Below are 23,970 nucleotides of genomic sequence, written 5' to 3'. Positions count from 1 at the left end.
AACCCTCTGGAGCCACCGTGAACGATTTTTTCAAGACCCTTGAAGTCCAGCGCTGGGACGACCACCGCTATTACCACCACAGCCGCATCAACCAGACGCTGCACTTCATCAGCGCCATGAGCTTCGTGGTGGCTTATGCCCTGCTGTGGACCGACCCCGTGCTGTCGGCGCTGATCGCCTGGCTCGTGTCCATGACCAGCCGCCAGGCCGGCCATTTCTTCTTCGAGCCCAAGGGCTACGACCACGTGAACCAGGCCACGCACGAACACAAGGAAGAGATCAAGGTCGGTTACAACCTGCGCCGCAAGGTGGTGCTGATGGCCCTGTGGGCCGGCACGCCGCTGCTGGTGTGGGCCGCTCCCGGCGTGTTCGGCCTGTTCGAGCCGCACACGGACGGCATGTCGTTCATCCGCCAGGTGGGCGCGCTGTGGCTCGCGCTGGGCGTGGGCGGCCTGCTGTTCCGCACCGTGCACCTGTTCTTCATCGCTGACGTGAAGACCGGCCTGGTGTGGATGACCAAGATCCTCACCGACCCGTTCCACGACATCAAGCTGTACTACAAGGCGCCGCTGTACCTGATGCGCGGCCAGCTGATCGACCCCGGCATCGCCCAGCGCAGCTGAGCCCTCAGCGCCCCAGGTGCTGCCACATCTCGCGCAGCACCTGGCGCCGGATCGCCTTGTGCGTCAGTTCCGGCGCGCGCCACCACCAACCCTGGGTCTGCATGTCCCGCGCGGCGGCCACGAAGCGCCGCAGCACCTCCTCGAAGTCGCCGTCGTGCAGGTTCAAACCGAAGATCAGCCGCCCCGTGCCCACCCAGCTCAAGGCCAGCCCATGCCAGCGCAGGAAGTACTGGAGCATCCAGTGGTAACGACCGGGTTCGGTGTAGGTGAGCGTCCAGATGCTCTGCAGGTTCGCCGCGCGCACCGGGAAGCCCTCGGCGGCCATGGTGTCGTTGAAGCGCTTCGCGCGCGCGTCCCACTTCGTGTCCTGGTCCTCGTACAAGGCCTGGATCTCCGGCGTCTGCAGGCGGCGCAGGAAGGCGTTCATGCCACCCATCACGTAGGGGTGCGCGTTGAAGGTGCCGCGCGCGAAGCACACGTCGGCCGGGCGCTCGGGCCGAAAGCGCTTCATCAGATCGGCCCGGCCGCAGACCACGCCCACGGGGTAGCCCCCGGCCAGCGTCTTGCCGTAGGTGACCAGGTCGGCGCGCACACCGAAGTATTGCTGCGCGCCACCGGGCGCGAGGCGAAAGCCCAGGAAGACCTCATCGAAGATCAGCACGATGCCGCGCTCGGTGCAGACCTCGCGCAGTTGTTTCAGCCACGCGGTGTAGGCCGCGCGGTCGTAGCCCGCGCTGCGGCTGCCGTCCACCAGGGTGGAGTCGCCGGGCGCGTTGCGGTTCGGGTGCAGGGCTTGCAGCGGGTTGACCAGCACGCAGGCGATGTCGCGCCGCGTGCGCAGCACCTGCAGGCTTTTCTCGTCCATGTCCTTCAGGGTGTAGGTCTCGCGCGGCGGCATCGGGTTGCCGGGGCCGGGCTGCACGTCTTCCCACCAGCCGTGGTACGCGCCGCAGAAGCGCACCAGGTTCTTGCGCCGCGTGTGGTAGCGGGCCAGCCGCACGGCCTGCATCACCGCCTCGGTGCCCGACATGTGGAACGACACCTGGTCCTGGCCCGAGATCGCCTTCAGGCGCGCGATGTTGTCCGCCACGCAGGGGTGGTAGGCGCCGAGCACCGGGCCCAGCGACTCGCCGATGCGCGCGCCCTCGGCCATGCAGGCCTTGTAGAAGTCCACGCCGAACACGTTGACGCCGTAGGAGCCCGTGAGGTCGATGAAGCGGTTGCCGTCCAGGTCGGTCACGTGGCTGCCCTCGGCGGACTGCACGAAGGCGCCCACCTTGAGCCGCTCGCGCACGATGGGGCTGAACTGGAAGGGCACGCGGTAACTGCCGGTGAACTGCAGGTCGGCCAGGCCTTCGCGCGCTTCGGCGCTCAGCGCCAGGGTCTTCTCGTAGCGCTGGGCGAAGCCGGCGGCGAGCGTGTCGAACGAGGCGCGGCGCAGCTTGGCGATGTCGCCCGGCGCGCCATCGCAATCGAAGAAACGCGCCTCGTCGTAGGCGTAGCCGGGCAACCAGGTCGCCAGGCGCTTGGCGATGCGCGAATGGCCGGCCAGCGAGCGGTGTTTGGCCCGCGAAAGCTGCAGGCGCTGCCGCAGGTACGGCAGGGCCAGCACCAGCGAACCCAGGGGCAAGGCGTAAGGAAGGTAGGACATGCGGCAAGCGCTCCAGGGCGGTTGATGTGTGTCGTTTGTAGGTCTCCCACATGACGCACGTATGAATCTTTCAAGACAGCTGCAGCGCCTCGCGCTCAACGAAGACATCAACTTCCTGCTCACCAACCGCGTGCCGCGCGCGGCGCTCACGCGCTTCATGGGCTGGTTCAGCCGCATCCGCCACCCCTGGGTGCGCGACGCTTCCATGGCGGTGTGGCGCACCTTCACCGACATCGACCTGAGCGAGGCGAAGAAGACCTCGTTCCACAGCCTGCACGACTGCTTCGTGCGCGAACTCAAGCCAGGCCTGCGGCCGGTCGACCCGAGCCCCGAGGTGCTGGCCAGCCCCTGCGACGCCATCGTGGGCGCCTGCGGGCGCATCGGCGACGACCCGGGCGCCCAGGTGTTCCAGGCCAAGGGCTTCCCATACCCGCTCACCGACCTGCTGGGCCCCGATCCGCGCGCGCGCGCCATGATCGACACACTGCGCGGCGGCAGCTATGTCACCTTACGACTCACCTCCAGCATGTACCACCGCTTCCACGCGCCCGCCGCGCTGGCGCTGGAGCACGTGACCTACCACAGCGGCGACACCTGGAACGTGAACCCCATCGCGCTCCAACGCATCGAGCGCCTGTTCTGCAAGAACGAGCGCGCCGCGCTGCACGCGCGCCTGGCCGACGGCACGCCGCTGCTGCTGGTGCCGGTGGCCGCCATCTTGGTGGCCAGCATGCGGCTGCGCGCGGTGGACGTGGCGCTCAACGCGCAATACCGGGGGCCGCACGAGCTGCCCTGCGACGCGCGCTACGACAAGGGCGAGGAGATGGGCTGGTTCGAACACGGTTCGACCATCCTGGTGTTCACGCCACCGGGCTTCGCCCTGTGCGAGGGCGTGGACACGGGCCACCGCATCCGCATGGGCGAAGCCCTGCTGCGGCGCGCGGCGGCTGCCGGCTGATCAGGCCGGCGGCAGGATCTCGAGCACGGTCTCGGCCGGGCGGCACACGCGCGTGCCCAGCGGCGTGACCACGATGGGCCGGTTCAGCAGGATGGGATGCTGCTCCATGAAGTCGAGCAACTGCTCGTCGCTCCACTTCGGATCGGCCAGACCGAGTTCTTCGTAAGGCGCGGCCTTGGTGCGCACGATGGTGCGCACCGAACCGCCCGTGGCCGCCGCGAGCTGCTTCAGGGTCTGGCGGCTGGGCGGGGTCTTGAGGTACTCGATGACCTGCGGCTCCAGGCCGCGCTCGCGGATCAGGGCGAGCGTGTTGCGCGAAGTCCCGCAGGCGGGGTTGTGAAAGAGGGTGATGGGGGTGGTCGTGTTCATGGCTGTCACGGAATTTTCACACGTCTTGCACATGATGCGCCGGTACCCCCCACCCCATCAGAATCACCATGTCCCACGACCACTTCAACGACGAAGACTCCAACACCAGCAGCAACCCCGCCTTCGACAGCGTGCTGCAGGCCCGCCTGAGCCGCCGCAGCCTGCTGCGTGGCGGCGTGGGCACAGCGGGCACCGCCGCCCTGGGCGGCGCGGCGGCCCTGAGCGGCTGCGCCACCGCAGGCCCTGCCTCGCCGGTGCACAGCCTGGGCTTCACCCCCGTCGCCAAGACCATGGCGGACCAGGTGACCGTGCCCCCGGGCTACACCGCGCGCGTCATCTACGCGCTGGGCGACCCGCTCACCGCCAGCACCCCGGCCTTCAAGAACGACGGCACCGACACCGACTTCGGCCAGCGCGCCGGTGACCACCACGACGGCATCGAATGGTTCGGCCTGGACGCGGCCGGCCAGCCCTCGGACAGCTTCGCCTCGCGCGGCCTGCTGGCCATGAACCACGAAGCCACCACCGACGAAAAGCTCAGCTCCTTCTTCATCCACGCCAACGGCGGCACGGCCACCCTGCCCCGCCCGGCGGCCGAGATCGACAAGGAACTCATGATCCACGGCCTGTCCGTGGTCGAGGTGCAGACCGACGGCAAGGCCTGGGCCACGAAGCAGGCCTCGACCTTCAACCGCCGCGTGACCACCCTGACGCCCGTCGCCATCCACGGCCCGGCGCGCGGCAGCGAACACCTGGTGACCCGCTTCAGCACCGACGGCACGCAGGCGCGCGGCACGCTCAACAACTGCGGCACCGGCCGCACGCCCTGGGGCACCTACATCTCGGGCGAAGAGAACTGGTTCGGCTACTTCTTCCGCGACGCCAAGGACGACGACGCGCGCAAGAAGGACAAGCAGGTCCAGGCCCTCAACCGCTACGGCCGCAAGGCCGGCGCGGCCAGCCGCCACGGCTGGGAAAGCGGCGGCGCCAGCGACACCTACACGCGCTGGAACAACGGCGCCGTGGGCGCCAGCGCCAAGGACGACTTCCGCAACGAGATGAACACCTTCGGCTACATCGTCGAACTCGACCCCTACAACCCGGCCAGCGTGCTGCGCAAGCGCACCGCGCTGGGCCGCCTGGGCCACGAGAACGCGACCTTCGCGCGCGTGAGCGCCGGCCAGCCGGTGGTGGCCTACATGGGCGACGACTCGCGCGGCGAGTACATCTACAAATTCGTCTCGGCCGCCAAGTGGGACCCCGCCGACGCCAAGCCCGCCAACCGCCTGGCCGCCGGCGACAAGTACCTCGACAAGGGCACGCTGTTCGTGGCGCGCTTCAAGGACGACGGCAGCGGCGAATGGCTGGAGCTCTCGATGGACAACCCGGTGATCGCCGGCAGCTCCTACTTCGAGTTCAAGAACGAGGCCGACGTCGCCATCTTCACCCGCCTCGCGGCCGACGCCGTGGGCGCCACCAAGATGGACCGCCCCGAGTGGGCCGGCGTGAACCCGAAGAACGGCGAGGTCTACATCACCCTCACCAACAACAGCAACCGCACCCCGGCCACGGCCGATGCCGCGAACCCGCGCGCCTACACCGACCTGAAAGCCGGCAAGGAACAGAAGGGCAACGTGAACGGCCACATCGTGCGCCTGGCCGAGAAGGCCCCGGCGGACGCGGCCTTCCAGTGGGACATCTACCTCTTCGCGGCCGAAGCGGATGCCGACAAGTCGACCATCAACCTCTCCAACCTGAGCGACGAGAACGACCTCTCTTCGCCCGACGGCCTGGTGTTCAGCAAGGCCACGGGCGTGTGCTGGATCCAGACCGACGACGGCGCCTACACCGACAAGACCAACTGCATGCTGCTGGCCGCCCTGCCCGGTCAGCGTGGCGACGGCGCGCGCAAGACCCTGAGCCATGGCGACCGCCAAGTGACCACGCACGTGGGCAAGGCGCAGACCCCGGCCACGCTCAAGCGTTTCCTGGTGGGCCCCAAGGGCGCGGAGATCACCGGCATCACCGAAACGCCCGACGGCCGCGCGATCTTCGTGAACATCCAGCACGCAGGCGAGAACACCAAGATGGCCGACGTGAACGACCCGACGAAGTTCGAGAGCCAGTGGCCTTCGAGCGCGGGCTACGGCGCGGGCAAGCGCCCGCGTTCCGCCACCATCGTGATCACGAAGAACGACGGCGGCGTGGTCGGCACCTGAACGGCAGGGTTCAGATCGGGGTGAGCTTGCGCACGCTGAGGGCCAGCCACTTCGTGCCGTGGCGCGTGAAGTTCACCTGCGCGCGCGCGTCGTCGCCCGCGCCCTCCACCGCCAGCACCTTGCCCTCGCCGAACTTGTTGTGGAACACGGCCAGGCCGGCGCGGATCTCGGTGCCCCGGTCGGGCTCGGGCGCGGTCTGACCCAGGCCCTTGGGATCGCCGCGCTCCTTGAAGCCCGGTGACCACGAAGGCTGGAGCGCGGCCGGTGCACCGCCGAAACCGCGCCGCCCGTTCTGCCACTGACCCCCACCACCGCCGCCCATGGGCGCGGACCAGGCCGGCTGCGGCGGCGTGAGCCACTTCAGGCATTCCTCGGGCAGCTCGTCGAAGAAGCGGCTCTTGAGGTTGTAGCGCGTCTGGCCGTGCAGCATGCGCGTCTGCGAATGGCTGAGGTACAGGCGCTTGCGCGCGCGCGTGATCGCCACATACATCAGGCGGCGCTCTTCCTCCAGGCCGTCGCGGTCGCTCATCGAGTTCTCGTGCGGGAACAGGCCTTCTTCCATGCCGGTGATGAACACGCAGTCGAACTCCAGGCCCTTGGCCGCGTGCACCGTCATGAGCTGCACCGCGTCCTGCCCGGCCTGGGCCTGGTTGTCGCCGGACTCCAGCGCGGCGTGCGTGAGGAAGGCCGCGAGCGGGCTGAGCGTCTCGCCGGTTTCGGCGTCGGGCGCCAGGGGTTCGTCCACCACCGGCAGGTTCGGGTCCAGTCCCTGGCTCACCGGGCTCTGCGTGAGGGGCTTGCCCAGCTCGTCCACCGGCAGGGCCACGGCATCGCGGCCGAAGCCTTCGATGCTCACGAAGCTCTCGGCCGCGTTCACCAGTTCCTCCAGGTTTTCCACCCGGTCCTGCCCTTCGCGCTCGCCCCGGTAGTGCTCGATCAGGCCGCTGTGGGCCAGCACCAGCTCGATGATCTCGCGCAGCGTGCGCCCTTCGGTCTGCTCGCGCATCACGTCGAGCTTGGCCGACGAAGGCGCTCACGGCCACGCCGGCACGGCCGGTGACGGCACTCACCGCGTCGTGCAATGAACAGCCCGAGGCGCGCGCCACGTCCTGCAGTTGCTCGATGCTGCGCGCGCCGATGCCGCGCGGCGGGAAATTGACCACGCGCAGGAAGCTGGTGTCGTCGTGAGCGTTCTCCAGCAGCCGCAGGTAGGCCAGCGCGTGCTTGATTTCGGCGCGCTCGAAGAAGCGCAGGCCACCGTACACGCGGTACGGCACGGCGGCGTTGAACAAGGCGGTCTCCACCACGCGGCTTTGCGCGTTGCTGCGGTAGAGCACGGCCATCTCGCTGCGCGGCATGCCTTCGCGCGCGAGCTGCTTCATCTCGTCCACCATCCATTGCGCCTCGGCGAAATCGCTGGTGGCCTCGAACACGCGCACCGGCTCGCCCGCGCCCGCGTCGGTGCGCAGGTTCTTGCCCAGGCGGTGCGTGTTGTGGCTAATGAGCTGGTTGGCCGAGTCCAGGATGTTGCTCACGCTGCGGTAGTTCTGCTCCAGCTTGATCTGGTGGCGCACATTGAACTCGCGCACGAAGTCGGCCATGTTGCCCACGCGCGCGCCGCGGAAGGCGTAGATGCTCTGGTCGTCGTCGCCCACGGCGAACACCGCGTTGCCCGGGGAGGTGAGGCCTTCGAGCGGCGGCGCGCTGAACATCTTGATCCAGGCGTACTGCAGGCGGTTGGTGTCCTGGAACTCGTCGATCAGGATGTGGCGGAAGCGCCGCTGGTAGTGCTCGCGCACCGGGTCGTTGTCGCGCAGCACCTCGTAGCTGCGCAGCATGAGCTCGCCGAAGTCCACCACGCCCTCGCGCTGGCACTGCTCTTCGTAGAGCGCGTACAGCTCGATCTTCTTGCGCGTTTCCTCGTCGCGCGCGGGCACGTCGCGCGGGCGCTGGCCGTCTTCCTTGCAGCCGCTGATGAAGTACTGGATCTGCTTCGGGGGGTAGCGCTCGTCGTCCACGTTGAACTGCTTGCACAGCCGCTTGATGGCCGAGAGCTGGTCCTGCGTGTCCAGGATCTGGAAGGTGGCCGGCAGGTTGGCCAGCTTGTGGTGGGCGCGCAGGAAGCGGTTGCACAGGCCGTGGAAGGTACCGATCCACATGCCGCGCACGTTGATGGGCAGCATGGCCGAGAGGCGCGTCATCATTTCCTTGGCGGCCTTGTTGGTGAAGGTCACGGCCAGGATGCCCCCGGGCGAGACCTGGCCGCTCTGCAGCAGCCAGGCGATGCGGGTGGTGAGCACCCGCGTCTTGCCCGACCCCGCCCCCGCCAGGATGAGCGCATGCTCGGCTGGCAGCAGCACGGCGGCCGACTGCTCGGCATTGAGGCCCGCGAGCAGCGGGGAGGCGGAGGGGGCGACGGGGTCTTCGAACAGCATGGGTCGATTGTAGGAAGCGGCCCGCCCTCCGGCGGGCCATACCGGCATCCGTATACACCTCATAACAAAAGGGCTTCACCGGCGGGCCGACCCGGGTTCTCCGGGGCGTCTACAATCGGGCACCGGGCCCAAGCTTCTTGCGCCCGGTTTTTTTTGGCTCATCGCCAGAGAAGCCGGCCAGACCAAGCGCTCACCTGTTCAACAACAGCTTTCTGGAGCTTGGTTTCAAAATGGAAATCTTCGACTACGACAACGTCCTGCTTTTGCCGCGCAAGTGCCGCGTGGAGAGCCGTTCGGAATGCGACGCCGGCGTGGAGCTGGGCGGGCGCAAGTTCCGCCTGCCGGTGGTGCCAGCCAACATGAAGACGGTGGTGGACGTGCCGATCTGCACCTGGCTGGCGAAGAACGGTTACTTCTACGTGATGCACCGGTTCGACCTGGACAACGTGCAGTTCGTGCGCGACATGCGCGCCGAGGGCGTATTCGCCTCGATTTCGCTGGGCGTGAAGGCGCCCGACTACGCGACGGTGGACCGGCTGGTGGCCGAAGGCCTGGTGCCGGAGTACATCACGATCGACATCGCGCACGGCCATGCCGACAGCGTGAAGAACATGATCCGTTATCTGAAGGAGAAGCTGCCGGCGTCCTTCGTGATCGCGGGCAACGTGGCGACGCCGGAGGCGGTGATCGACCTGGAGAACTGGGGCGCGGACGCGACCAAGGTGGGCGTGGGCCCGGGCAAGGTGTGCATCACCAAGCTGAAGACGGGTTTCGGCACGGGTGGCTGGCAGTTGTCGGCGCTGAAGTGGTGCGCGCGCGTGGCGACCAAGCCGATCATTGCCGACGGCGGTATCCGCAGCCATGGCGACATTGCCAAGAGCATCCGTTTCGGGGCGTCGATGGTGATGATCGGTTCGCTGTTCGCGGGCCATGAGGAGTCGCCGGGTTTGACGGTGGAAGAGGACGGGGTGCGCTACAAGGAGTACTACGGCTCGGCCAGCGATTTCAACAAGGGCGAGTACAAGCACGTGGAGGGCAAGCGCATCCTGGAGCCGATCAAGGGCTCGCTGGCGGACACGCTGGTGGAGATGGAGCAGGACGTGCAGAGCTCGATCAGCTACGCCGGTGGCACCAAGCTCATGGATGTCCGCAAGGTCAACTACGTGATCCTGGGTGGGGACAACGCGGGTGAGCACCTCTTGATGTGATCTCTTTCGGGGCGTTTCGCGCGCCCTGCTTTCGCGGGCTCGGGAGCGTCCGGCGCTCTGCTCCGTGGGTGTCCCCCGGCGGCTGGTGCCGCCTCCTCCTTTACCCCGCTGCGCAGAACGCCCGGCACTCCTGAGCCGAAGCAATGCTGGCACGCCCACGGACCGAGTACCACGAGGTCCTCGGCGAGCGGGGTGGCCGGCGCAGCGAAGTAAAGGAGGAGAACCGGCGCAGCCGGTTCGGGGGACATGAGCGGAGCCGGCCACCCCGCTCGCCGAGGACCGGCGTCACCCGGAGAGAGAAAAAAACTCAGACGGAGAGAAGCGACCGCACCGCCTGATGCAACCGCTGCCGAGGATCGGCCAAGGCATCCACGATGCTGAAGTGGTTGAGGCCCGGAAGCGCCTCACACACCGGCACCACCCGCTCACCCCAAGCCGACTGGATCAACCGGTTGTGGCGCAGGAACTCGCTGCTCTCCAGCGCCCCCACCATGGCCGTCAACTGCCCACGCCCCTCGCGCACCAACGGCGCGGGCAGACGCGACGGACTGGCCTTGGCCACCTGCTCCGCCGACAACCGCAAAGACGCCTGCACCGATGGCGTGTGCATCACCGGCTCCAGGTCGTACAGACCCGACATGCCCAGCGCGTTCTTCACCAAAGCCAGCGGCAGGTCGTCCCCCACCAGCGACCAGTCGCACGCCAGCATCATCGCCGCGAGATGAGCACCGGCCGAATGCCCCACCACCGTGATGCGGTGCGGGTCCCCACCATGCGCCCCGATGTGGCGGTGCACCCAGGCCAGCGCACGCACCATCTGCAAGGTGATCTCGGGAATCGTCACCGCCGGGCACAGCGCGTAGTTCGGCACCACCACACAGGCCCCGCGCTGCACGAACGGCGGCGCGATGAAAGAGTGGTCGGACTTGTCCAGGCTGCGCCACCAGCCCCCGTGGATGAACACCAGCACCGGCGCCGGTGGTTTGCCGGCCTGGCGCGGCGCGGGAAAAATGTCCAGCGTCTCGCCCGCCCCATGGCCGTAGCTCACATCGATCAAGGCACGACCACCTTCACGGGCCACCGCCGAGTCGCGCGCCCAACGCTCGAAATGCACCGGGTGTTCCGGCACCCGGGCCCGGTTGTTGTACTCGCGCTCGAGCCATTCGGCGTCGTAGGGGGCTGTGGTCTTCATCGCGCGCATTGTGTCATGGGGTTTTTGCCAAGAATGTGACCCATTGCCATGCCGGGCACGTATCCTGCCGGCACCCTTTCATCCCCATCCCCAGGCCCGCACGTGAACACCGACACCACCAGCACCCCACCCCTGCCCACCCGCATCGCCGTGCTCGGCATCGGCATGATGGGCTTTCCCATGGCGCGCCGCCTCTGCGAAGCCGGTTGCCAGGTCAGCGTGTGGAACCGCTCGCGCGCCAAGGCCGAGCGGCTCCAGCCCTTCGGCGCCACCGTGGCCGACACGCCCGCCGAGGCCGTGGCCCAGGCCGACCTCGTGATCACCCTGCTCGAACACGGCGGCGTGGTGGAGGACGTGCTGTTCCAGCAAGGCACCACCGCCGGCCTGCGGCCCGGCACGCTGGTGGTGGACATGTCGTCCATCCAGCCGCGCCAGGCGCGCGAGCACGCGGCGCGGCTCGCCAGCCAGGGCGTGCGCCACCTCGATGCGCCGGTGTCGGGTGGCACGGTCGGCGCCGAGCAGGGCACGCTGGCCATCATGGCTGGCGGCGAGGCGGCCGACTTCGAGCGCGCGCTGCCGGCGTTCGAACTGCTGGGCAAGGCCGTGCACGTGGGGCCGCACGGCGCGGGCCAGCTCGCCAAACTGGCCAACCAGATGATCGTGGGCATCACCATCGGCGCGGTGGCCGAGGCCCTGCTGCTGTGCGAGAAAGGCGGCGCCGACATGGGCAAGGTCCGGCAGGCCATCAGCGGCGGCTTCGCCGACAGCCGCATCCTGCAGGTGCACGGCCAGCGCATGGTGGAACGCGACTTCACCAAGCGCGCCGCGATCGCGGTGCAGTTGAAGGACATGCGCAACGCGCTGGCGCACGGCCGCAGAGATCGGCTTCGAGGCGCCGATCACCGGCCTGTTCGAGCAGCTCTACGCCCAGGCCGGGAACCACGGCCTGGCCGACATGGACCACGCCGCGCTGTTCGTCGAATTGGCTCGCCGCAATGGCATGAACTGAGCGTTCTTGCTACCATTTCGGCCTCTGGGGACGTAGCTCAGCTGGGAGAGCGTCGCGTTCGCAATGCGAAGGTCGGGAGTTCGATCCTCCTCGTCTCCACCACCCTCCTCTGGCCGCCTGGTTCCGTCATCGCGTCGCTGTTCAGGCTTCCAGAAAAAACTGGCTCGGTGTCTGACCGAAGTGTTTGCGGAACATGGCCGCGAAGGCGCTCGGGCTCTCGTAACCGAGTGCGAGCGCCACGTCGATGACCTTCTCGCCGGTTGCGCAATCGCTCCAGCGCGCGCAGCAGCCGCGCCTGCTGTCGCCACTGGGCGAAGGTCATGCCGGTGTCCTTGATGAAGAGCCGCTGGATGGTCTTCACGTCGATGGCCAGGCGCCGTGCCCAGTCGGCCATGGTGGACGGGTCGTCCGGCCGGCGTTGCAGCACCGCGGCGATCTGCAGCAGCCGGGGGTCGGTGGGCATCTGCAGGTACAGGGGCAGCACCGGCAGGGCCCGCAGCTCGTCGAGGATGAGGCGCATCAGGCGGCCGTCGCGCGTGCCTGGCGCGTAGGGTTGCGGCACGTCCATGGCGGCGCGGATCAGCTCGCGCAGCAGGGGCGAGATGGCGACGGCCTGCGTCCTGTCCATCAACCGGGGCGCGGCCTTCGGCGCCACCATGAGGCTGCGCATGTGCACCTCGCCGACGCAGCGGATCTCGTGCGTCATGCCCCTCTGCATCCAGATCGCGCGCGTGGGCGGCACCACCCAGCGGCCGGCCTCCGCCTGCACCACCATGACGCCGCGCACGGCATAGATCAGCTGGTGCTTGGCGTGCGCGTGCGGTTCGATGTGCCAGCCCGAGGGGTAGTCGGTCGAGCGCGCGAAGATGGGTGAGTTCTGCGCGTCGATCGCGTCCAGCACGTCGGAAAGGGCCGGGGGCCGGGGTGAGATGGCCATGTCGCTTTTGAGATGGTTGTTGGTCATTCAGCGCGAGACAGGCGTTGCCGCCTCCACCACAATTCTGACAGGCCCTTCCTGCCTGATCCTCTGCCGGACCTTCATTTCATTCACGTATGCCAACGCACCCCGCCCTCGCCTCCAGCCCTGCCCGAAATTCCATGCGCAGCGCAGTGGCTGCTGAACATCGGTCACGCGATCGACCACATGTTCCTGCTGATTTTTGCCACCGCCGTGACGACGATCGCGCACGAGTTCGGCGTGGCGCGCTGGGAGGACCTGATGCCGTACAGCGTGGCGGCCTTCTTTTTCTTCGGCGTGGGCTCGCTGCCCTCGGGCAAGCTGGGCGACCAGTGGGGCCGCCGCCGCATGATGCTGGTGTTCTTCTTCGGCATGGGTGGCGCGGCCCTGCTGGTGAGCGCGACGCAGACGCCACTGCAGATGGCGCTGGCGCTGGCGCTGCTGGGCTGTTTCGCGTCGATCTACCACCCGGTGGGCATTCCCATGCTGGTGCAGGGCGCGCCGCGCCCGGGCTGGACCATCGGCATCAACGGCCTGGTGGGCAACCTGGGCGTGGCCGTGGCGGCGGTCGCCACCGGCTTCCTGGTGAAGTACTTCGGCTGGCGCATGGCGTTCGCGGTGCCGGGCGCCCTGTGCCTGCTGTTCGGCGTGGCCTTCGCGCTGCTCGCCACGCGCGAACAGGCCGCGCCCGCGAAGAAGAAGTCCGCCACCACCGTGGCGCCGGCCGATGTGTCCATGGCCAGGCTCTTCCTGGTGATGACCATCGCCGCCACCAGCGGCAGCCTGTTGTTCAACTTCTCGACCAACAGCAACTACGAGCTGCTGAGCGATCGCCTGCAGGCCCTTCTTCAGGACCCGGCGCAGATCGGCCTGCTGCTCGCCGCGATCTACGCGGTGGCCTCGTTCACGCAGTTGCTCGTGGGACACCTGATCGACCGGGTGGCGCTCAAGTCGCTGTACGTGAGCATCATCGCGGCGCAGGCCGTGCTGCTGGGCTTGTCGATGGTGCTGGACGGCTGGGCCTTCTACGCCGTGCAGTTCCTCTTCATGGCGACGATCTTCGGCGCCATCCCGTTCACCGACGCGATGATCGTGCGCTTCGTCGACGACAGCCTGCGCTCCCGCGTCTCGGGCATGCGCCTGGCGGTGTCGCTGGGCGCGAGTTCGCTGGCGGTGTGGCTGATCGGTCCGGTGGTCAAGCAGGCCGGCTTCACCGCCCTGCTCGGTGTGATGGCGGCCACCTCGGTGATCACGCTGCTGATCTTGAGCCAGCTGCCGTCCACGCCCGCCCCCACGAGCACGGGTCACGCGCCTTGATGGAGAGAGAGTGCCTCAGCCCTGTTGCACGTCCAGCGCGCCCTCGATGCCCTGCTTGCGCAGCACCGCGCGCTGCACCTTGCCGGTGGCGGTCTTGGGCAGGGCCTCCACGAACTTGACGAAGCGCGGCTTGGCAAAGCGCGGCAGTTGCCCGCTGGCGATGCGCAGGATCTCCGCACCGTCCAGCGTGGCGCCCGCCTTGGGCACGAGCGCGAGCATGACCTCGTCTTCGCCACCCGGCACGTCCGAGGGCACGGCGTAGGCGGCCACTTCCTCGATGCCCGGCAGCGCGGCCACAACCTCTTCCACTTCGGTGGCCGAGATGTTCTCGCCGCGCCGGCGGATGCAGTCCTTGATGCGGTCCACGAAGGTGACCAGGCCGTCTTCCCGCATGGTGCCGGCGTCGCCGGTGTGGAACCAGAGGTTGCGCCAGGCCTCCACGGTCTTGGCCGGGGCATTGAAGTAGCCGGCCATGAAGCCGAAGGGCACCTTGGGGCGCACGAGGATCTCGCCCATCTGGCCCGGCGGCAGGGCCTCGTCGGTCTCGGGATCGGCGATGCGCACCTCGAAGTGCTGTTCGTGCGTCCAACCCGCCGCGCCGGGCACGGAGCGGCCGATGCGGCCCCAGATGGGGATGTTGACCTCGGTCATGCCGAAGCCCGAGACGATGTCTTTCACGCCGAAGCGCTCGCGGAAGGCGGCCTCGTGCTGGGCCAGGTTCGGGGCGGTGAGCACGGCGCGCAGCGAGTGCTCGCGGTCCTGCGCCGAGGGCGGCTGGTGGATGATGAAACCGGCGGTGGCGCCCAGCAGGTTGGTCACGGTGGCCCCGTGTTCGCGCACGTCGGCCAGCCAGGCGCTGGCGCTGAAGCGGCGGCGCACGAAGGCGGGGATGCCGGCCAGCAGCGTGGCGCCCAGCTGCATGAGCAGGCCGTTGGCGTGGAACAGCGGCAGGCTGACGTAGTAGCGGTCCTGCGCCGTGAGTTCCACGCACTGGATCGTGCCGATGCCGTAGAGCGCGCAATGCGCGTGGGGCATGAGCACGCCCTTGCTCGGTCCGCTGGTGCCCGAGGTGTACATGATGCAGGCGATGTCTTCGGGCGCGGGGCCGGGGCCGTCCCAGTCGGGCTGCTGGGCCCAGTCCGGCCAGGCGAGCACCTGCCAGCGCTCGGGCAGCCTGGCGCTGGACGGCCCGCCCACCACGATGACGGTGCGCAGGTCGGGCACCTCGTCGGCGATGTCGGCGAGCGCGCCGAGCAGCTCGGCATCGACCACCACGCAACCCAGCGCGGAGTCGACGAGCTGGTGCCGCAGGAACGTGGCGCGCAGCTCGGTGTTGAGGAACACGGTGGTGGCGGCCAGGTGGGCCAGCCCCATCCATGCGGTGGCGAAGTCGCAGCCGTTGAACATGAACACGCCGACGCGGTCGGCGCGCCGCACGCCCAGGCGCTCGAAGAAGCCGGCCGCGCGCAGGCTGTGGGTGTGCGCCTGCCCGAAGCTGAGGCTCGCACCCTCGCTGTCGGTGAGCCAGGGGGCGTCGGGCGACCGGGTGGCCCGTTCCTTGAGCGCGGCGCTCAGCAGCCAGCGGCGGGGGTTGTGGATCTCGCTGTACATGTTCGGTGGTGTCGGGGTGGGTCAGGGTGGTGTCGGGAGGTCGAAGGGATGCGTGGTGACCCAGGCCATGTCTTCCGGCCGCACCATGACGGAGAGGCCGTTCCACATGCCTTCGATCTCCGCCTTGGAGAGCCGCGCCTGCGCCTGCCCGATCAGCGCGATCTGCCGCTGCGTGAGCAAACCGAGCAAGGCCTGCCCGTCGGCGGTGAGGTAGTTCTGGCGCACGCGGCGGTCTTCGGTGCTGTAGCGCTGTTCCAGCAGCCCCATGGTGGTGAGCTGGTTGGTGGTGCGCGAGAGGGCCTGGTTGCTGATGCGCAGCAGCGACATCAGCGAGCCCACGGTGATGCCGGGCGTGCGTCCCGCGAAGTGGAGCACGCGGTGGTGGGGACGGCCCAGGCCGTGGTCCATCAGCACCTGGTCGGCGATATCGGCCATCTGCAGGTGCACGAAGAACACCAGTTCCAGCGTGCGCATCGCGGCGCGCTCGGCGTCCAGCCCCGGCGCCTGGGCCTGCGTGTCGGGGGCCGCTTTGGGTGGGCGGGTCCGGCGGGTCTTGGGGGCGGTATCGGCCAGGCTCACGGGTGGGTTTCCTTCCACAGTTGTTGCAACCAGCCTACATGATGCAGCGCCTGGGCGGGCTCGGGTTCGAGGGTGGTCCGCATCAGGCTGTTCCAGCGGTTGAACCAGCCGAACAAGGCCACGATGGAGACGATCTCGATCAGCTCGTCCTCGGCGAAGTGCCGGCGCGCCTCGTCGAACGCCTGGCTGGCATCGCCCACGGGCAGCGTGGCGCCCGCGCTGGCGATGCGCAGGGCCGCGCGTTCGCGTTCGCCGAAGTGCGCGCTGTCGAGGTACTCGGGCAAGGCGGCCAAGGCCGCCCAGCCCACGCCCGCGTGCTGCGCGGCGTGCACCACATGCACGGCGCTGTAGGCGCAGCGCGCGCCCCGGCAGGCTTCGGCCCCCAGCAGAAAGCGCAGGCCGGGCTCGATCAACCCATCGCCGCGCAGCGTGGTCTGCACCAAGCCCAGCACCGCCGGCAGCACGCCGGGCTTGCGCGCCATGGTGAGCAGGGCGTGGGGCCGGTAGCCGACGAAGTTCACCAGGTCTTCGAGCTGCGGGTTCTGCGAGCGGGGATCGTCGGCGGCCAGCGGGGCGGCGCGCGCGGTGTTCGGCAGGTTCATGCGGGGATCTCGTGTTGCAGGCCGGAGAGCATGGCCTCCAGCCGGTCGTCGATCTGGTCGCGGCCGCCGCTCCACACCACGCGCCCGCTGTCGAGCAGGCAGAAGCGTTGCGCGACGCGCCGGGGCACGCGGAAGTTCTGCTCCACCAGCAGCACCGACACACCGGCGCGGCTCACGAACTCGATGGCCGCCACGATCTGCTCGATGATGACGGGCGCGAGCCCTTCGGTGGGCTCGTCCAGCAGCAGGTAACGCGGGTTGGTGAGCAGCGCGCGGCCAATGGCCAGCATCTGCTGCTCGCCGCCGGACAGCGACGTGCCCTGCGCCAGCCGCCGTTCGCGCAGGCGCGGAAACAGGGCGTACACGCGCTCGATGGTCCAATGCCCGGGCGGATGGCTCAGGCTGGCGAGCAAGAGGTTTTCCTCGGCGCTCAGGCCGCTGATGATGTCCCGGCTGTCGGGCACGAGCGCGATGCCGCGCCGGCTCGAATCGGGCAGCGACAGGCCCGTGATGTCCTGGCCATCGAGCTCGCGCTGCCCCTGCCACAGGGGAATCTGCCCCATCATCGCGCGCAGCGTGGTGGACTTGCCCGCGCCATTGCGGCCCACCAGCGCGAGCACTTCGTTGGGCGCGCAGGCGATGGAGACGCCGTGCAAGGCCTGCGCCTTGCCGTAGAACACGTCGGCGTTCTTCAACTCAAGCATGGGCCACCTCCTGGCGGTTGTCGTCGCCCAGGTAGGCACGCTTCACGCGCGGGTCGGCGCGCACTTCGGCGGGCGTGCCTCGCATGAGCACCTCGCCACCCATCATCACGACGATCTCGTCGGACAGCTTCATGACCACGTCCATGTTGTGTTCCACCAGCAGCACGGTGCGGTGCTCGCGCACGCGTTCGATCAGCTCCAGCGTGGCGGCGATCTCGTGGTGCCCCACACCGGCCAGCGGCTCGTCCAGCAGCAACACGCGCGGGTCGGCCATGAGCGCCAGGCCGAGTTCCACCGCGCGCTGGCGGCCGTGACTGAGCGTGCGCAGCGGGCCGGTCCAGCACATCGGACAGGCCGACGACGGACGCGACCTCGCGCGCCCGCTCGCCCAGCTCGCCCCACCGGTCCACCGGCCGCCAGAAGGGCTGCAGGCGAAAACGCGGCGGCTGCGCGGCCACGCGCAGGTTCTCGAAGGTGGTCATCTCCTGGAAGATGTTGATGATCTGGAAGCTGCGCCCCAGGCCCCGGCGCGTGCGCGCGGCGACCGAGAGGCGCGTGATCTCATCACCCCAGAGTTCGATGCGGCCGGACTTGAGCGGCGCGCGGCCACTGATGGCATTGAGCAGCGTGGTCTTGCCCGCGCCGTTGGGGCCGATGAGGCCCACGGTCTTGCCCGTGGGCACGTCCAGCGCCACGTTGTTGAGGGCGACGAAGCCGTCGAACTCGACCGTGATGCCCGAACACGCGATGGCTGGCGCCTGGGTAGCGGTCTTCATCGTTGGCTCCACCAGTGCAGTGCGGTACCGGCCAGCCCCTTGCGCAGAAAGAGCGTGCACAGGATGAACACCAGGCCCACCAGGCCGTACCAGTAGTCGGAATAGGCCGCGAGCACTTCGCGCAGCACCTCGAAGAACGCCACGCCGACGATGGGGCCGAGCAGCGTGCCGCTGCCACCGAGCAGTGTCATGATGAGAACGTCGCCCGAGGTTTTCCAGTTCAGCATCTGCGGGCCGGTGTACATCATCAACGAGGCCAGCAGGCCGCCGGCGACGCCCGAGAGCGCACCGGAGACGGCCATGGCGGACTGGCGCAACGGCCGCACGCCAAAACCGAGCTGCTCGGCGCGCACCGGGTTCTGCCGCACCGCCTGCCAGGCCTGCCCCAGCGGCGAACGGCGCAGCACCCAGCAAGCCAGCACCACGGCCACGAACACCACGTACACGACCCAGAAGAAGTTGGCGTTGTGGAAGAAGTCGATCTCGCCCCAGGCCGGCCGCGCCACGCCGGGCAGGCCGTCCACCCCGCCGGAGAGGCCACGCAGGCGCGTGAGCATGAGGATGGACATGAGCTCGGCCAGCATCAGCGTGAGCAGTGAGAAGAACAGGCCGGTGATGCGGCTGCCGATCAGGCTCACGGCCCAGGCGCAGGCCGCGCCCAGCAGCGCGGCGGCCACCAGACCCAGGCTGAATGGCAGGCCGCCGTGCATCTGCGCCCAGGCCATGCCGTAGGCGCCCATGCCGAAGTAGGCGGCGTGGCCGAAGGAGAGGATGCCCGTGGTGCCGAACACCAGGTCGTAAGCCAGCGCGAAGATGGACCACACCATGACCAGGCAGGCGACGAAAAGAATGCCCTCGTCGCGCGTGCCGATGCGCAGTGCCACGAGGATGGCCATGGCCAGCAGGCACAGCCGGATGTCCAGGCGTTCGATACGGCTCATGCGAGTCGCTCCTTCTTGCTGAAAAGGCCCTGCGGCCGCAGCAGCAGCGTGGCGATGAGCACGGCGTAGGTCAGCGTGTCGATCCAGTCGGGCAGGTATTGCTGGCCAAAGGCGCGGGTCATGCCGATCAGCAGCGCGCCCACCATGGCGCCGCGGATGTTGCCCAGGCCACCGATGATGACCACGATGAAACAGTCCAGGATGATGGTGCCGCCCATCTGCAGCTGGATCGGCAGCATCGGCCCGGCCATGGCGCCGCCCAGGCCGGCGAGCGCCGCGCCCACGGCGAACACCGCCGTGCGCACGCGGTCCACACGCACCCCCAGGGTGGCGGCCATCAAGGGGTGCGTGCTGCACGAACGGATCACCAGCCCGATGCGCGAGCGCTCGATGCCCAGCAGCAGCACGGCCATGGTGGCCGCGCCGACGGCGATGACGAACAGGCGGTAGCGCGAGACGTCCGTGTCGAACAGCGCGACGCTGCCCGACAACCACGGCGGCACCGCGATGCTCTTGCCGCTCAGCCCCCAGGTGGCGCGCACCACTTCTTCGAGCACCAGAATGAGCCCGAAGGTGATGAGCAGCTGGAACTCGTGCGGCGCCGAGTAGATGGGCCGCAGCGTGAGCCGCTCGATCAGCACCCCCACCAGCGCCAGCAGCACCGGCACCAGGGCGATGGCCCACCAGAAACCGGCCCACCACGCGATCTGGAACGCCAGGTAGGCCCCCAGCATGTAGAGCGCGCCGTGCGCGAAGTTGATGATGCGCAGCATGCCGAAGATCAGCGTCAGCCCCGCGGCCAGCAGGAACAGCAGCATGCCGATGCTCAGACCGATGACGAAGGTGGACATGGAGGTTGCTCGCTCGCCGGTGCGGGCCCGCTCACTGGCAGGGCTTGAAGAGGTCCTGCGCGGTGAAGGTTTCGGTGACCTTCATCGTGACGGGTGGCTGGCCCGCGCCACCGGCGACGGCGGTGCCGAACAGGCCCACCTGCTCGGCCTGGTTGTCGCAGGCGCGCATGCGCTTGGCGCCCTCCACCGAGTCGTTGCGCACGCTGTTCCTGAACGCGTCGACCCACTTTTCCTTGTCCCACACGCCGGTGCTCTCGACCACGTCGAGCCACCAGCTCATGCCGTCGTAGGCCTCGCCCGCGTACTGGCTGGGCAGCTCGCCGTATTTCGCGCGGTAGGCGGCCACGAAGCGCTTGTTGCGCGGCGTGTCCTGGGTGAAGTGGTAACGCAGCGTGGAATGCACACCGAGCGCGCCGCCGGCGCCGACCGACTGGCCCTGTGTTTCGTCCATCAGCATGGTGCCCATCACCTTCATCTTGCTCGCCAGGCCCACGTCGCCGCCCTGCTTGAGCGAGGTCACGGTGTCGCCGCCCACCACGATGAGCGCCAGGCCGTCGGCGCCGGACTTCATCGCCTTGTCCAGCAGGATCGCGTAGTCCTTGGTGCCGATCGGCGTGAAGTCGATGCCCGCGATCGCGATGCCCTTGCTCTCCATGTCGGCCTTGAGCGAGGCCCACATGTCGCGGCCCACCTGGTAGTCCGACACGATGCCGTAGACCTTCTTCACGCCCTGGCGCTTGGCGAACTCGCCGATCATGCGGTTCTCCATCGCCGCGGTGTTGGAGGTGCGGAAGGCGTAGCGCGTCTTGTCGGCACCGGTGATGCGGTCGTCCGCCGAGAGCGTAATGATCTGCGGCACCTTGCGCTGCTCGGTGAGTTTCATGATCGCCAGCGTGGAGCCCGAACTCACCTCGCCGAACAGGGTGTGCGTGTCGCGCGCCAGGACCCGCGTGGTCTTCTGCACCGCCACCTGGGTGGACGTCTCGGTGTCTTCCCACACCGCCTCGATGGGCTTGCCCAGCACGCGGTTGTTGCGCTCCTCGAAGGCGATGGTGGCGCCTCGGCGCATGTTCTCTCCCACGATGCCCCAGGCGCCGCTGAGCGGCACGATGCCTGCGATGCGGAAGGCGTCCTGCGCCAGAGCGGACGCGCCGCCCAGCAGGCAGCCCGCCGCCAGCGTGACCAGGCGCACATGCGATGCGAGTGTTCGATTCATGACTTGTCTCCTGTTTGTGATGCCGTGTTCCGGTTCGACGCGTGTCGATACACCCGATATCGAGATATACCAACATTGTTGTTATATATCCGTTGGTTGGCATAAGCACCGGGGTTTTCCCGGAGCCCAGGTGATAGAGCGCCCGGACCGCCGATTAACATGGCCCTCGCCCCATCCACCTCCACTCCCCAAGGATTCGCATGGCTTCAGAGACAACTTCCAAGATCGCCCTGGTCACGGGCGCGGGCAGCGGCATCGGCCGCGCCGTGGCGCTCGGCTTGTTGAAGGACGGTTACCACGTCGTGCTCACCGGGCGCCGCCCCGAGCCGCTGGCGGCGGTGGCGCAAGCGGGTGGGCCCAACGCGGTCGCCATCCCCGCCGACGTGCGGGACGAGCACAGCGTGCAGGCGCTGTTCGATCAGATCGAACAGCGCTATGGGCGGCTCGACGTGCTGTTCAACAACGCGGGCGTGAACGCGCCGGCCGTGCCCATGGACGAGCTGCCGGTCGAGCGCTGGAAGGACGTGATCGACACCAACGTGACCGGCGTCTACCTCTGCGCGCGCGCCGCCTTCGGCCTGATGCGCCGGCAGACCCCGCAGGGCGGGCGCATCATCAACAACGGCTCGATCTCGGCCCACGCGCCCCGCCCCTTCAGCTGCCCCTACACGGCGAGCAAGCACGCGGTGCTGGGCCTGACCAAGACCATCGCGCTGGACGGCCGGCCCTACAACATCGTGTGCGGCCAGATCGACATCGGCAACGCGCTGACCGAGCTCTCGGCCCGCATGACGCAGGGCGTGCGCCAGGCCAACGGCACCATCGCCACCGAACCCATGATGGACGTGGCGCACGTGGCCGAGGCCGTGCGCTACATGGCGGGCCTGCCGCTGTCCACCAATGTGCTCAACATGACGGTGATGGCCAGCCAGATGCCGTTCGTGGGCCGGGGCTGACGGCCCCTTCCTACACACCATACGGACGGCGCCGACACACGCCGCGCGCGGGGCGCGGACACTGGCACCATGCCCGCCCCACTCACCTACGCGCAGGACGACACCCCCGGCTGGACCCGCGTGCGCCGAGGCAAGGGCTTTGCCTATCTGAGCGCCACCGGGCGCGCGATCCGCGACGCCGCGCAGCTGGACCGCATCAAGCGCCTGGCGATTCCACCCGCCTACACCGAGGTGTGGATCTGCCCCAGCGCGCGCGGGCACCTGCAGGCCACGGGGCGCGATGCGCGGGGCCGCAAGCAGTACCGCTACCACGCCGACTGGCAGGCCAGGCGCGAACAGCAGAAGTTCGACCGCATGCGCGAATTCGGCCGCACCCTGCCGCGCATTCGCCGCGCGGTGACGCGCGACCTGCGCAGCCACGAACTGACGCTGGACACCGTGGTGGCCGCCATCGTGCGGCTGCTGGACCGCACCGCGCTGCGCGTGGGCAATGAGGCCTACGCGACGGAGAACGGTTCGTTCGGCCTGACCACCCTGCGCAACCGCCATGTGCGCACGCGCGCGGCCAGCCTGGAGATCCGATTCCGCGGCAAGAGCGGCGTGGAGCAGACCGCGCGGCTCACCGACCCGGCCACCGCCCGCATCGTGCAGCGCTGCCAGGACCTGCCAGGGCAACACCTGTTCCAGTACATCGACGACGCCGGGCGGCGCCGCCCGGTGCGCTCACAACACGTCAACCAATACCTGCGGCGCGTGAGCGGCCACGACTTCACGGCCAAGGATTTCCGCACCTGGCACGCCAGCGTGCTCGCGCTGGAGCTGACCGCCGGGCTGGCGCCCTCCGCACCCGGGGACGCGGTGGCGCCCACGCGCGCCACGGTGGTCGAAGTGGTGCGCCAGGTGGCCCGGCAGATCGGCAACACGCAGGCGGTGTGCCGCCGCTTCTACATCCACCCGGCGGTGCTGCAGGCCGTGCTCGACGGCCCGGCGAGGAAAGAAGAGAAAGCCAGCGGCACCACCGAAAGCGCGCTGTTGCGCCTGCTGTCGCGCCGCAAGAAGAAGGCGGCTCAGCCTTCGTCGCCGTCGGCCAGCAAGGCGCGCCAGATCAGCGCCCCGATGGCCGCGCCGACCAGGGGCGCGAGCCAGAACAGCCAGAGTTGATCCAGCGCGATGGCCGGGCCGAACAGCACCGGGCCGGTGCTGCGCGCCGGGTTGACCGAGGTGTTGGTGACCGGGATCGAGATCAGGTGGATCAGGGTCAGGCACAGGCCGATGGCCAGGCCGCCGAAGCCGGCGGCCGCGCGTTTCGCGGTGGCGCCGAGGATGACGAGCAGGAACACGGCGGTAAGCACCACTTCGGTCAGCAGCGCGGCCGTCATGTCGTAGCCGCCGGGCGAGTGCTCGCCAAAGCCATTGGTCGCGAAACCGCCCACTTCAAAGCCCGGCTTGCCGGTGGCGATGAGGTACAGCACGCCGGCCGCGGCCACGGCACCCAGCACCTGCGAGACCACATAGCCCGGCAGCTCGGCCGCGCGGAAGCGGCCCCCGAGCGCCAGGCCCAGCGAGACCGCCGGATTGAAGTGGCCGCCGGAGATCGGCCCGAAGGCGTAGGCGCCGGTCAGCACCGTCAGGCCGAAAGCCAGGGAGACGCCGACGAAGCCGATGCCGAGCTGCGGAAAGGCCGCCGCCAGCACCGCGCTGCCGCAGCCGCCGAACGTGAGCCAGAACGTGCCGAGGAACTCGGCGGACCATTTTTTCAGGTTGCTGTTTTTCATGCTGCTTGGAGGCGAGTCGA

20 protein-coding genes, 1 tRNA gene and 4 pseudogenes are annotated in these 23,970 nt (G+C 68.7%); 9 read left to right on the top strand and 16 right to left on the bottom strand.

The window, feature by feature from the left end:
• Positions 1–17 precede the first annotated feature (17 nt).
• On the top strand, positions 18–623 hold the full coding sequence (locus ACFJI0_RS05680; protein WP_382159636.1) for a hypothetical protein: 606 nt from the start codon (positions 18–20) through the stop codon (positions 621–623).
• Between the two features lie 4 nt (positions 624–627).
• Here the strand turns inward: ACFJI0_RS05680 and ACFJI0_RS05675 are convergent, their stop codons facing one another.
• Positions 628–2,274, bottom strand: coding sequence for an aminotransferase class III-fold pyridoxal phosphate-dependent enzyme (locus tag ACFJI0_RS05675; protein ID WP_382323735.1), 1,647 nt, complete (start codon positions 2,272–2,274; stop codon positions 628–630).
• Positions 2,275–2,335: 61 nt separating this feature from the next.
• Between ACFJI0_RS05675 and asd the strand changes: the two genes are divergently transcribed.
• A complete protein-coding gene (gene asd / locus ACFJI0_RS05670) occupies positions 2,336–3,232 on the top strand; it encodes an archaetidylserine decarboxylase (protein ID WP_382323734.1) in 897 nt (298 codons plus the stop codon).
• Here the strand turns inward: asd and arsC are convergent, their stop codons facing one another.
• On the bottom strand, positions 3,233–3,601 hold the full coding sequence (gene arsC, locus ACFJI0_RS05665) for an arsenate reductase (glutaredoxin) (RefSeq protein WP_382323733.1): 369 nt from the start codon (positions 3,599–3,601) through the stop codon (positions 3,233–3,235).
• 68 nt (positions 3,602–3,669) lie between these two features.
• On the opposite strand from arsC, the gene ACFJI0_RS05660 reads away from it, so the two are divergent.
• Positions 3,670–5,820 carry a PhoX family protein gene (locus tag ACFJI0_RS05660; RefSeq protein ID WP_382323732.1) on the top strand — a complete coding sequence of 717 codons (2,151 nt, stop codon included), beginning with the start codon at positions 3,670–3,672 and terminating at the stop codon, positions 5,818–5,820.
• A gap of 10 nt (positions 5,821–5,830) precedes the next feature.
• On the opposite strand, the pseudogene ACFJI0_RS05655 reads toward ACFJI0_RS05660, so the two are convergent.
• Positions 5,831–8,255: pseudogene (locus ACFJI0_RS05655) on the bottom strand (UvrD-helicase domain-containing protein).
• 230 nt (positions 8,256–8,485) lie between these two features.
• Between ACFJI0_RS05655 and ACFJI0_RS05650 the strand changes: the two are divergent.
• A complete protein-coding gene (locus ACFJI0_RS05650; protein ID WP_382159653.1) occupies positions 8,486–9,463 on the top strand; it encodes a GMP reductase in 978 nt (325 codons plus the stop codon).
• 307 nt (positions 9,464–9,770) lie between these two features.
• Here the strand turns inward: ACFJI0_RS05650 and ACFJI0_RS05645 are convergent, their stop codons facing one another.
• The gene (locus ACFJI0_RS05645) at positions 9,771–10,655 is read right to left on the bottom strand and encodes an alpha/beta hydrolase (protein ID WP_382323731.1); all 885 of its coding nucleotides are present in this window, start codon (positions 10,653–10,655) and stop codon (positions 9,771–9,773) included.
• 165 nt (positions 10,656–10,820) lie between these two features.
• Between ACFJI0_RS05645 and ACFJI0_RS05640 the strand changes: the two are divergent.
• Both ACFJI0_RS05640 and ACFJI0_RS05635 read left to right on the top strand, forming a co-directional pair.
• Positions 10,821–11,664 (top strand): annotated as a pseudogene (locus ACFJI0_RS05640) (NAD(P)-dependent oxidoreductase).
• Positions 11,665–11,690: 26 nt separating this feature from the next.
• Positions 11,691–11,766, top strand: a tRNA-Ala gene (locus ACFJI0_RS05635).
• A 39-nt stretch (positions 11,767–11,805) separates the two neighbouring features.
• On the opposite strand, the gene ACFJI0_RS05630 is transcribed toward ACFJI0_RS05635, so the two are convergent.
• Both ACFJI0_RS05630 and ACFJI0_RS05625 read right to left on the bottom strand, forming a co-directional pair.
• The gene (locus tag ACFJI0_RS05630) at positions 11,806–11,904 is read right to left on the bottom strand and encodes a helix-turn-helix domain-containing protein (RefSeq protein ID WP_382323730.1); all 99 of its coding nucleotides are present in this window, start codon (positions 11,902–11,904) and stop codon (positions 11,806–11,808) included.
• A gap of 331 nt (positions 11,905–12,235) precedes the next feature.
• Positions 12,236–12,601 (bottom strand): annotated as a pseudogene (locus ACFJI0_RS05625) (AraC family ligand binding domain-containing protein); the annotation flags it as partial.
• Between the two features lie 108 nt (positions 12,602–12,709).
• Here ACFJI0_RS05625 and ACFJI0_RS05620 point away from each other — a divergent pair.
• Entirely contained in the window at positions 12,710–13,939 is a 1,230-nt protein-coding gene (locus ACFJI0_RS05620) for an MFS transporter (protein ID WP_382325531.1), read from the top strand.
• Positions 13,940–13,954: 15 nt separating this feature from the next.
• Here the strand turns inward: ACFJI0_RS05620 and ACFJI0_RS05615 are convergent, their stop codons facing one another.
• The 9 genes and pseudogenes from ACFJI0_RS05615 to ACFJI0_RS05575 all read right to left on the bottom strand — a co-directional run bounded on the left by ACFJI0_RS05615 (position 13,955) and on the right by ACFJI0_RS05575 (position 21,219).
• A complete protein-coding gene (locus tag ACFJI0_RS05615; protein WP_382323729.1) occupies positions 13,955–15,550 on the bottom strand; it encodes an AMP-binding protein in 1,596 nt (531 codons plus the stop codon).
• Positions 15,551–15,571: 21 nt separating this feature from the next.
• Complete coding sequence (locus ACFJI0_RS05610) at positions 15,572–16,129, bottom strand: MarR family winged helix-turn-helix transcriptional regulator (protein ID WP_382323728.1); 558 nt, start codon at positions 16,127–16,129, stop codon at positions 15,572–15,574.
• Positions 16,126–16,731: a carboxymuconolactone decarboxylase family protein gene (locus ACFJI0_RS05605; RefSeq protein WP_382323727.1), complete on the bottom strand. Its 606-nt coding sequence runs from the start codon at positions 16,729–16,731 to the stop codon at positions 16,126–16,128. The genes ACFJI0_RS05610 and ACFJI0_RS05605 overlap by 4 nt, the downstream gene beginning before the upstream one ends.
• Positions 16,728–17,435, bottom strand: a complete 708-nt coding sequence (locus tag ACFJI0_RS05600) for an ABC transporter ATP-binding protein (protein ID WP_382323726.1) — start codon at positions 17,433–17,435, stop codon at positions 16,728–16,730. Before ACFJI0_RS05600 ends, ACFJI0_RS05605 begins: the two co-directional genes overlap by 4 nt.
• Complete coding sequence (locus ACFJI0_RS05595; protein ID WP_382323725.1) at positions 17,428–17,781, bottom strand: ATP-binding cassette domain-containing protein; 354 nt, start codon at positions 17,779–17,781, stop codon at positions 17,428–17,430. The genes ACFJI0_RS05600 and ACFJI0_RS05595 overlap by 8 nt, the downstream gene beginning before the upstream one ends.
• Before the next feature lie 40 nt (positions 17,782–17,821).
• Positions 17,822–18,211 (bottom strand): annotated as a pseudogene (locus tag ACFJI0_RS05590) (ATP-binding cassette domain-containing protein); the annotation flags it as partial.
• Positions 18,208–19,152 (bottom strand): branched-chain amino acid ABC transporter permease, encoded by a 945-nt coding sequence (locus tag ACFJI0_RS05585; protein ID WP_382323724.1) that lies wholly within the window; start codon positions 19,150–19,152, stop codon positions 18,208–18,210. The gene ACFJI0_RS05585 and the pseudogene ACFJI0_RS05590, both read right to left, overlap by 4 nt.
• Entirely contained in the window at positions 19,149–20,003 is an 855-nt protein-coding gene (locus ACFJI0_RS05580) for a branched-chain amino acid ABC transporter permease (RefSeq protein ID WP_291120566.1), read from the bottom strand. Before ACFJI0_RS05580 ends, ACFJI0_RS05585 begins: the two co-directional genes overlap by 4 nt.
• A 31-nt stretch (positions 20,004–20,034) precedes the next feature.
• A complete protein-coding gene (locus ACFJI0_RS05575) occupies positions 20,035–21,219 on the bottom strand; it encodes an ABC transporter substrate-binding protein (RefSeq protein WP_382323723.1) in 1,185 nt (394 codons plus the stop codon).
• A gap of 200 nt (positions 21,220–21,419) precedes the next feature.
• Here ACFJI0_RS05575 and ACFJI0_RS05570 point away from each other — a divergent pair, with 200 nt between their 5' ends.
• Complete coding sequence (locus ACFJI0_RS05570) at positions 21,420–22,175, top strand: SDR family oxidoreductase (RefSeq protein ID WP_382323722.1); 756 nt, start codon at positions 21,420–21,422, stop codon at positions 22,173–22,175.
• 69 nt (positions 22,176–22,244) lie between these two features.
• Positions 22,245–23,336 carry a DNA topoisomerase IB gene (locus tag ACFJI0_RS05565; protein WP_382323721.1) on the top strand — a complete coding sequence of 364 codons (1,092 nt, stop codon included), beginning with the start codon at positions 22,245–22,247 and terminating at the stop codon, positions 23,334–23,336.
• Here ACFJI0_RS05565 and aqpZ read toward each other — a convergent pair.
• Positions 23,243–23,950, bottom strand: coding sequence for an aquaporin Z (aqpZ, locus tag ACFJI0_RS05560; RefSeq protein WP_382323720.1), 708 nt, complete (start codon positions 23,948–23,950; stop codon positions 23,243–23,245). The two genes, ACFJI0_RS05565 and aqpZ, sit on opposite strands and share 94 nt — an antisense overlap.
• Between the last annotated feature and the right edge of the window lie 20 nt (positions 23,951–23,970).

This window comes from Hydrogenophaga sp. UC242_53 (assembly GCF_042696965.1).
In the GTDB taxonomy this organism is placed as follows: domain Bacteria; phylum Pseudomonadota; class Gammaproteobacteria; order Burkholderiales; family Burkholderiaceae_C; genus Hydrogenophaga.
The sequence above is the reverse complement of the archived record's forward strand: the minus strand, read 5'-3'. Positions and strand labels throughout refer to the sequence as shown.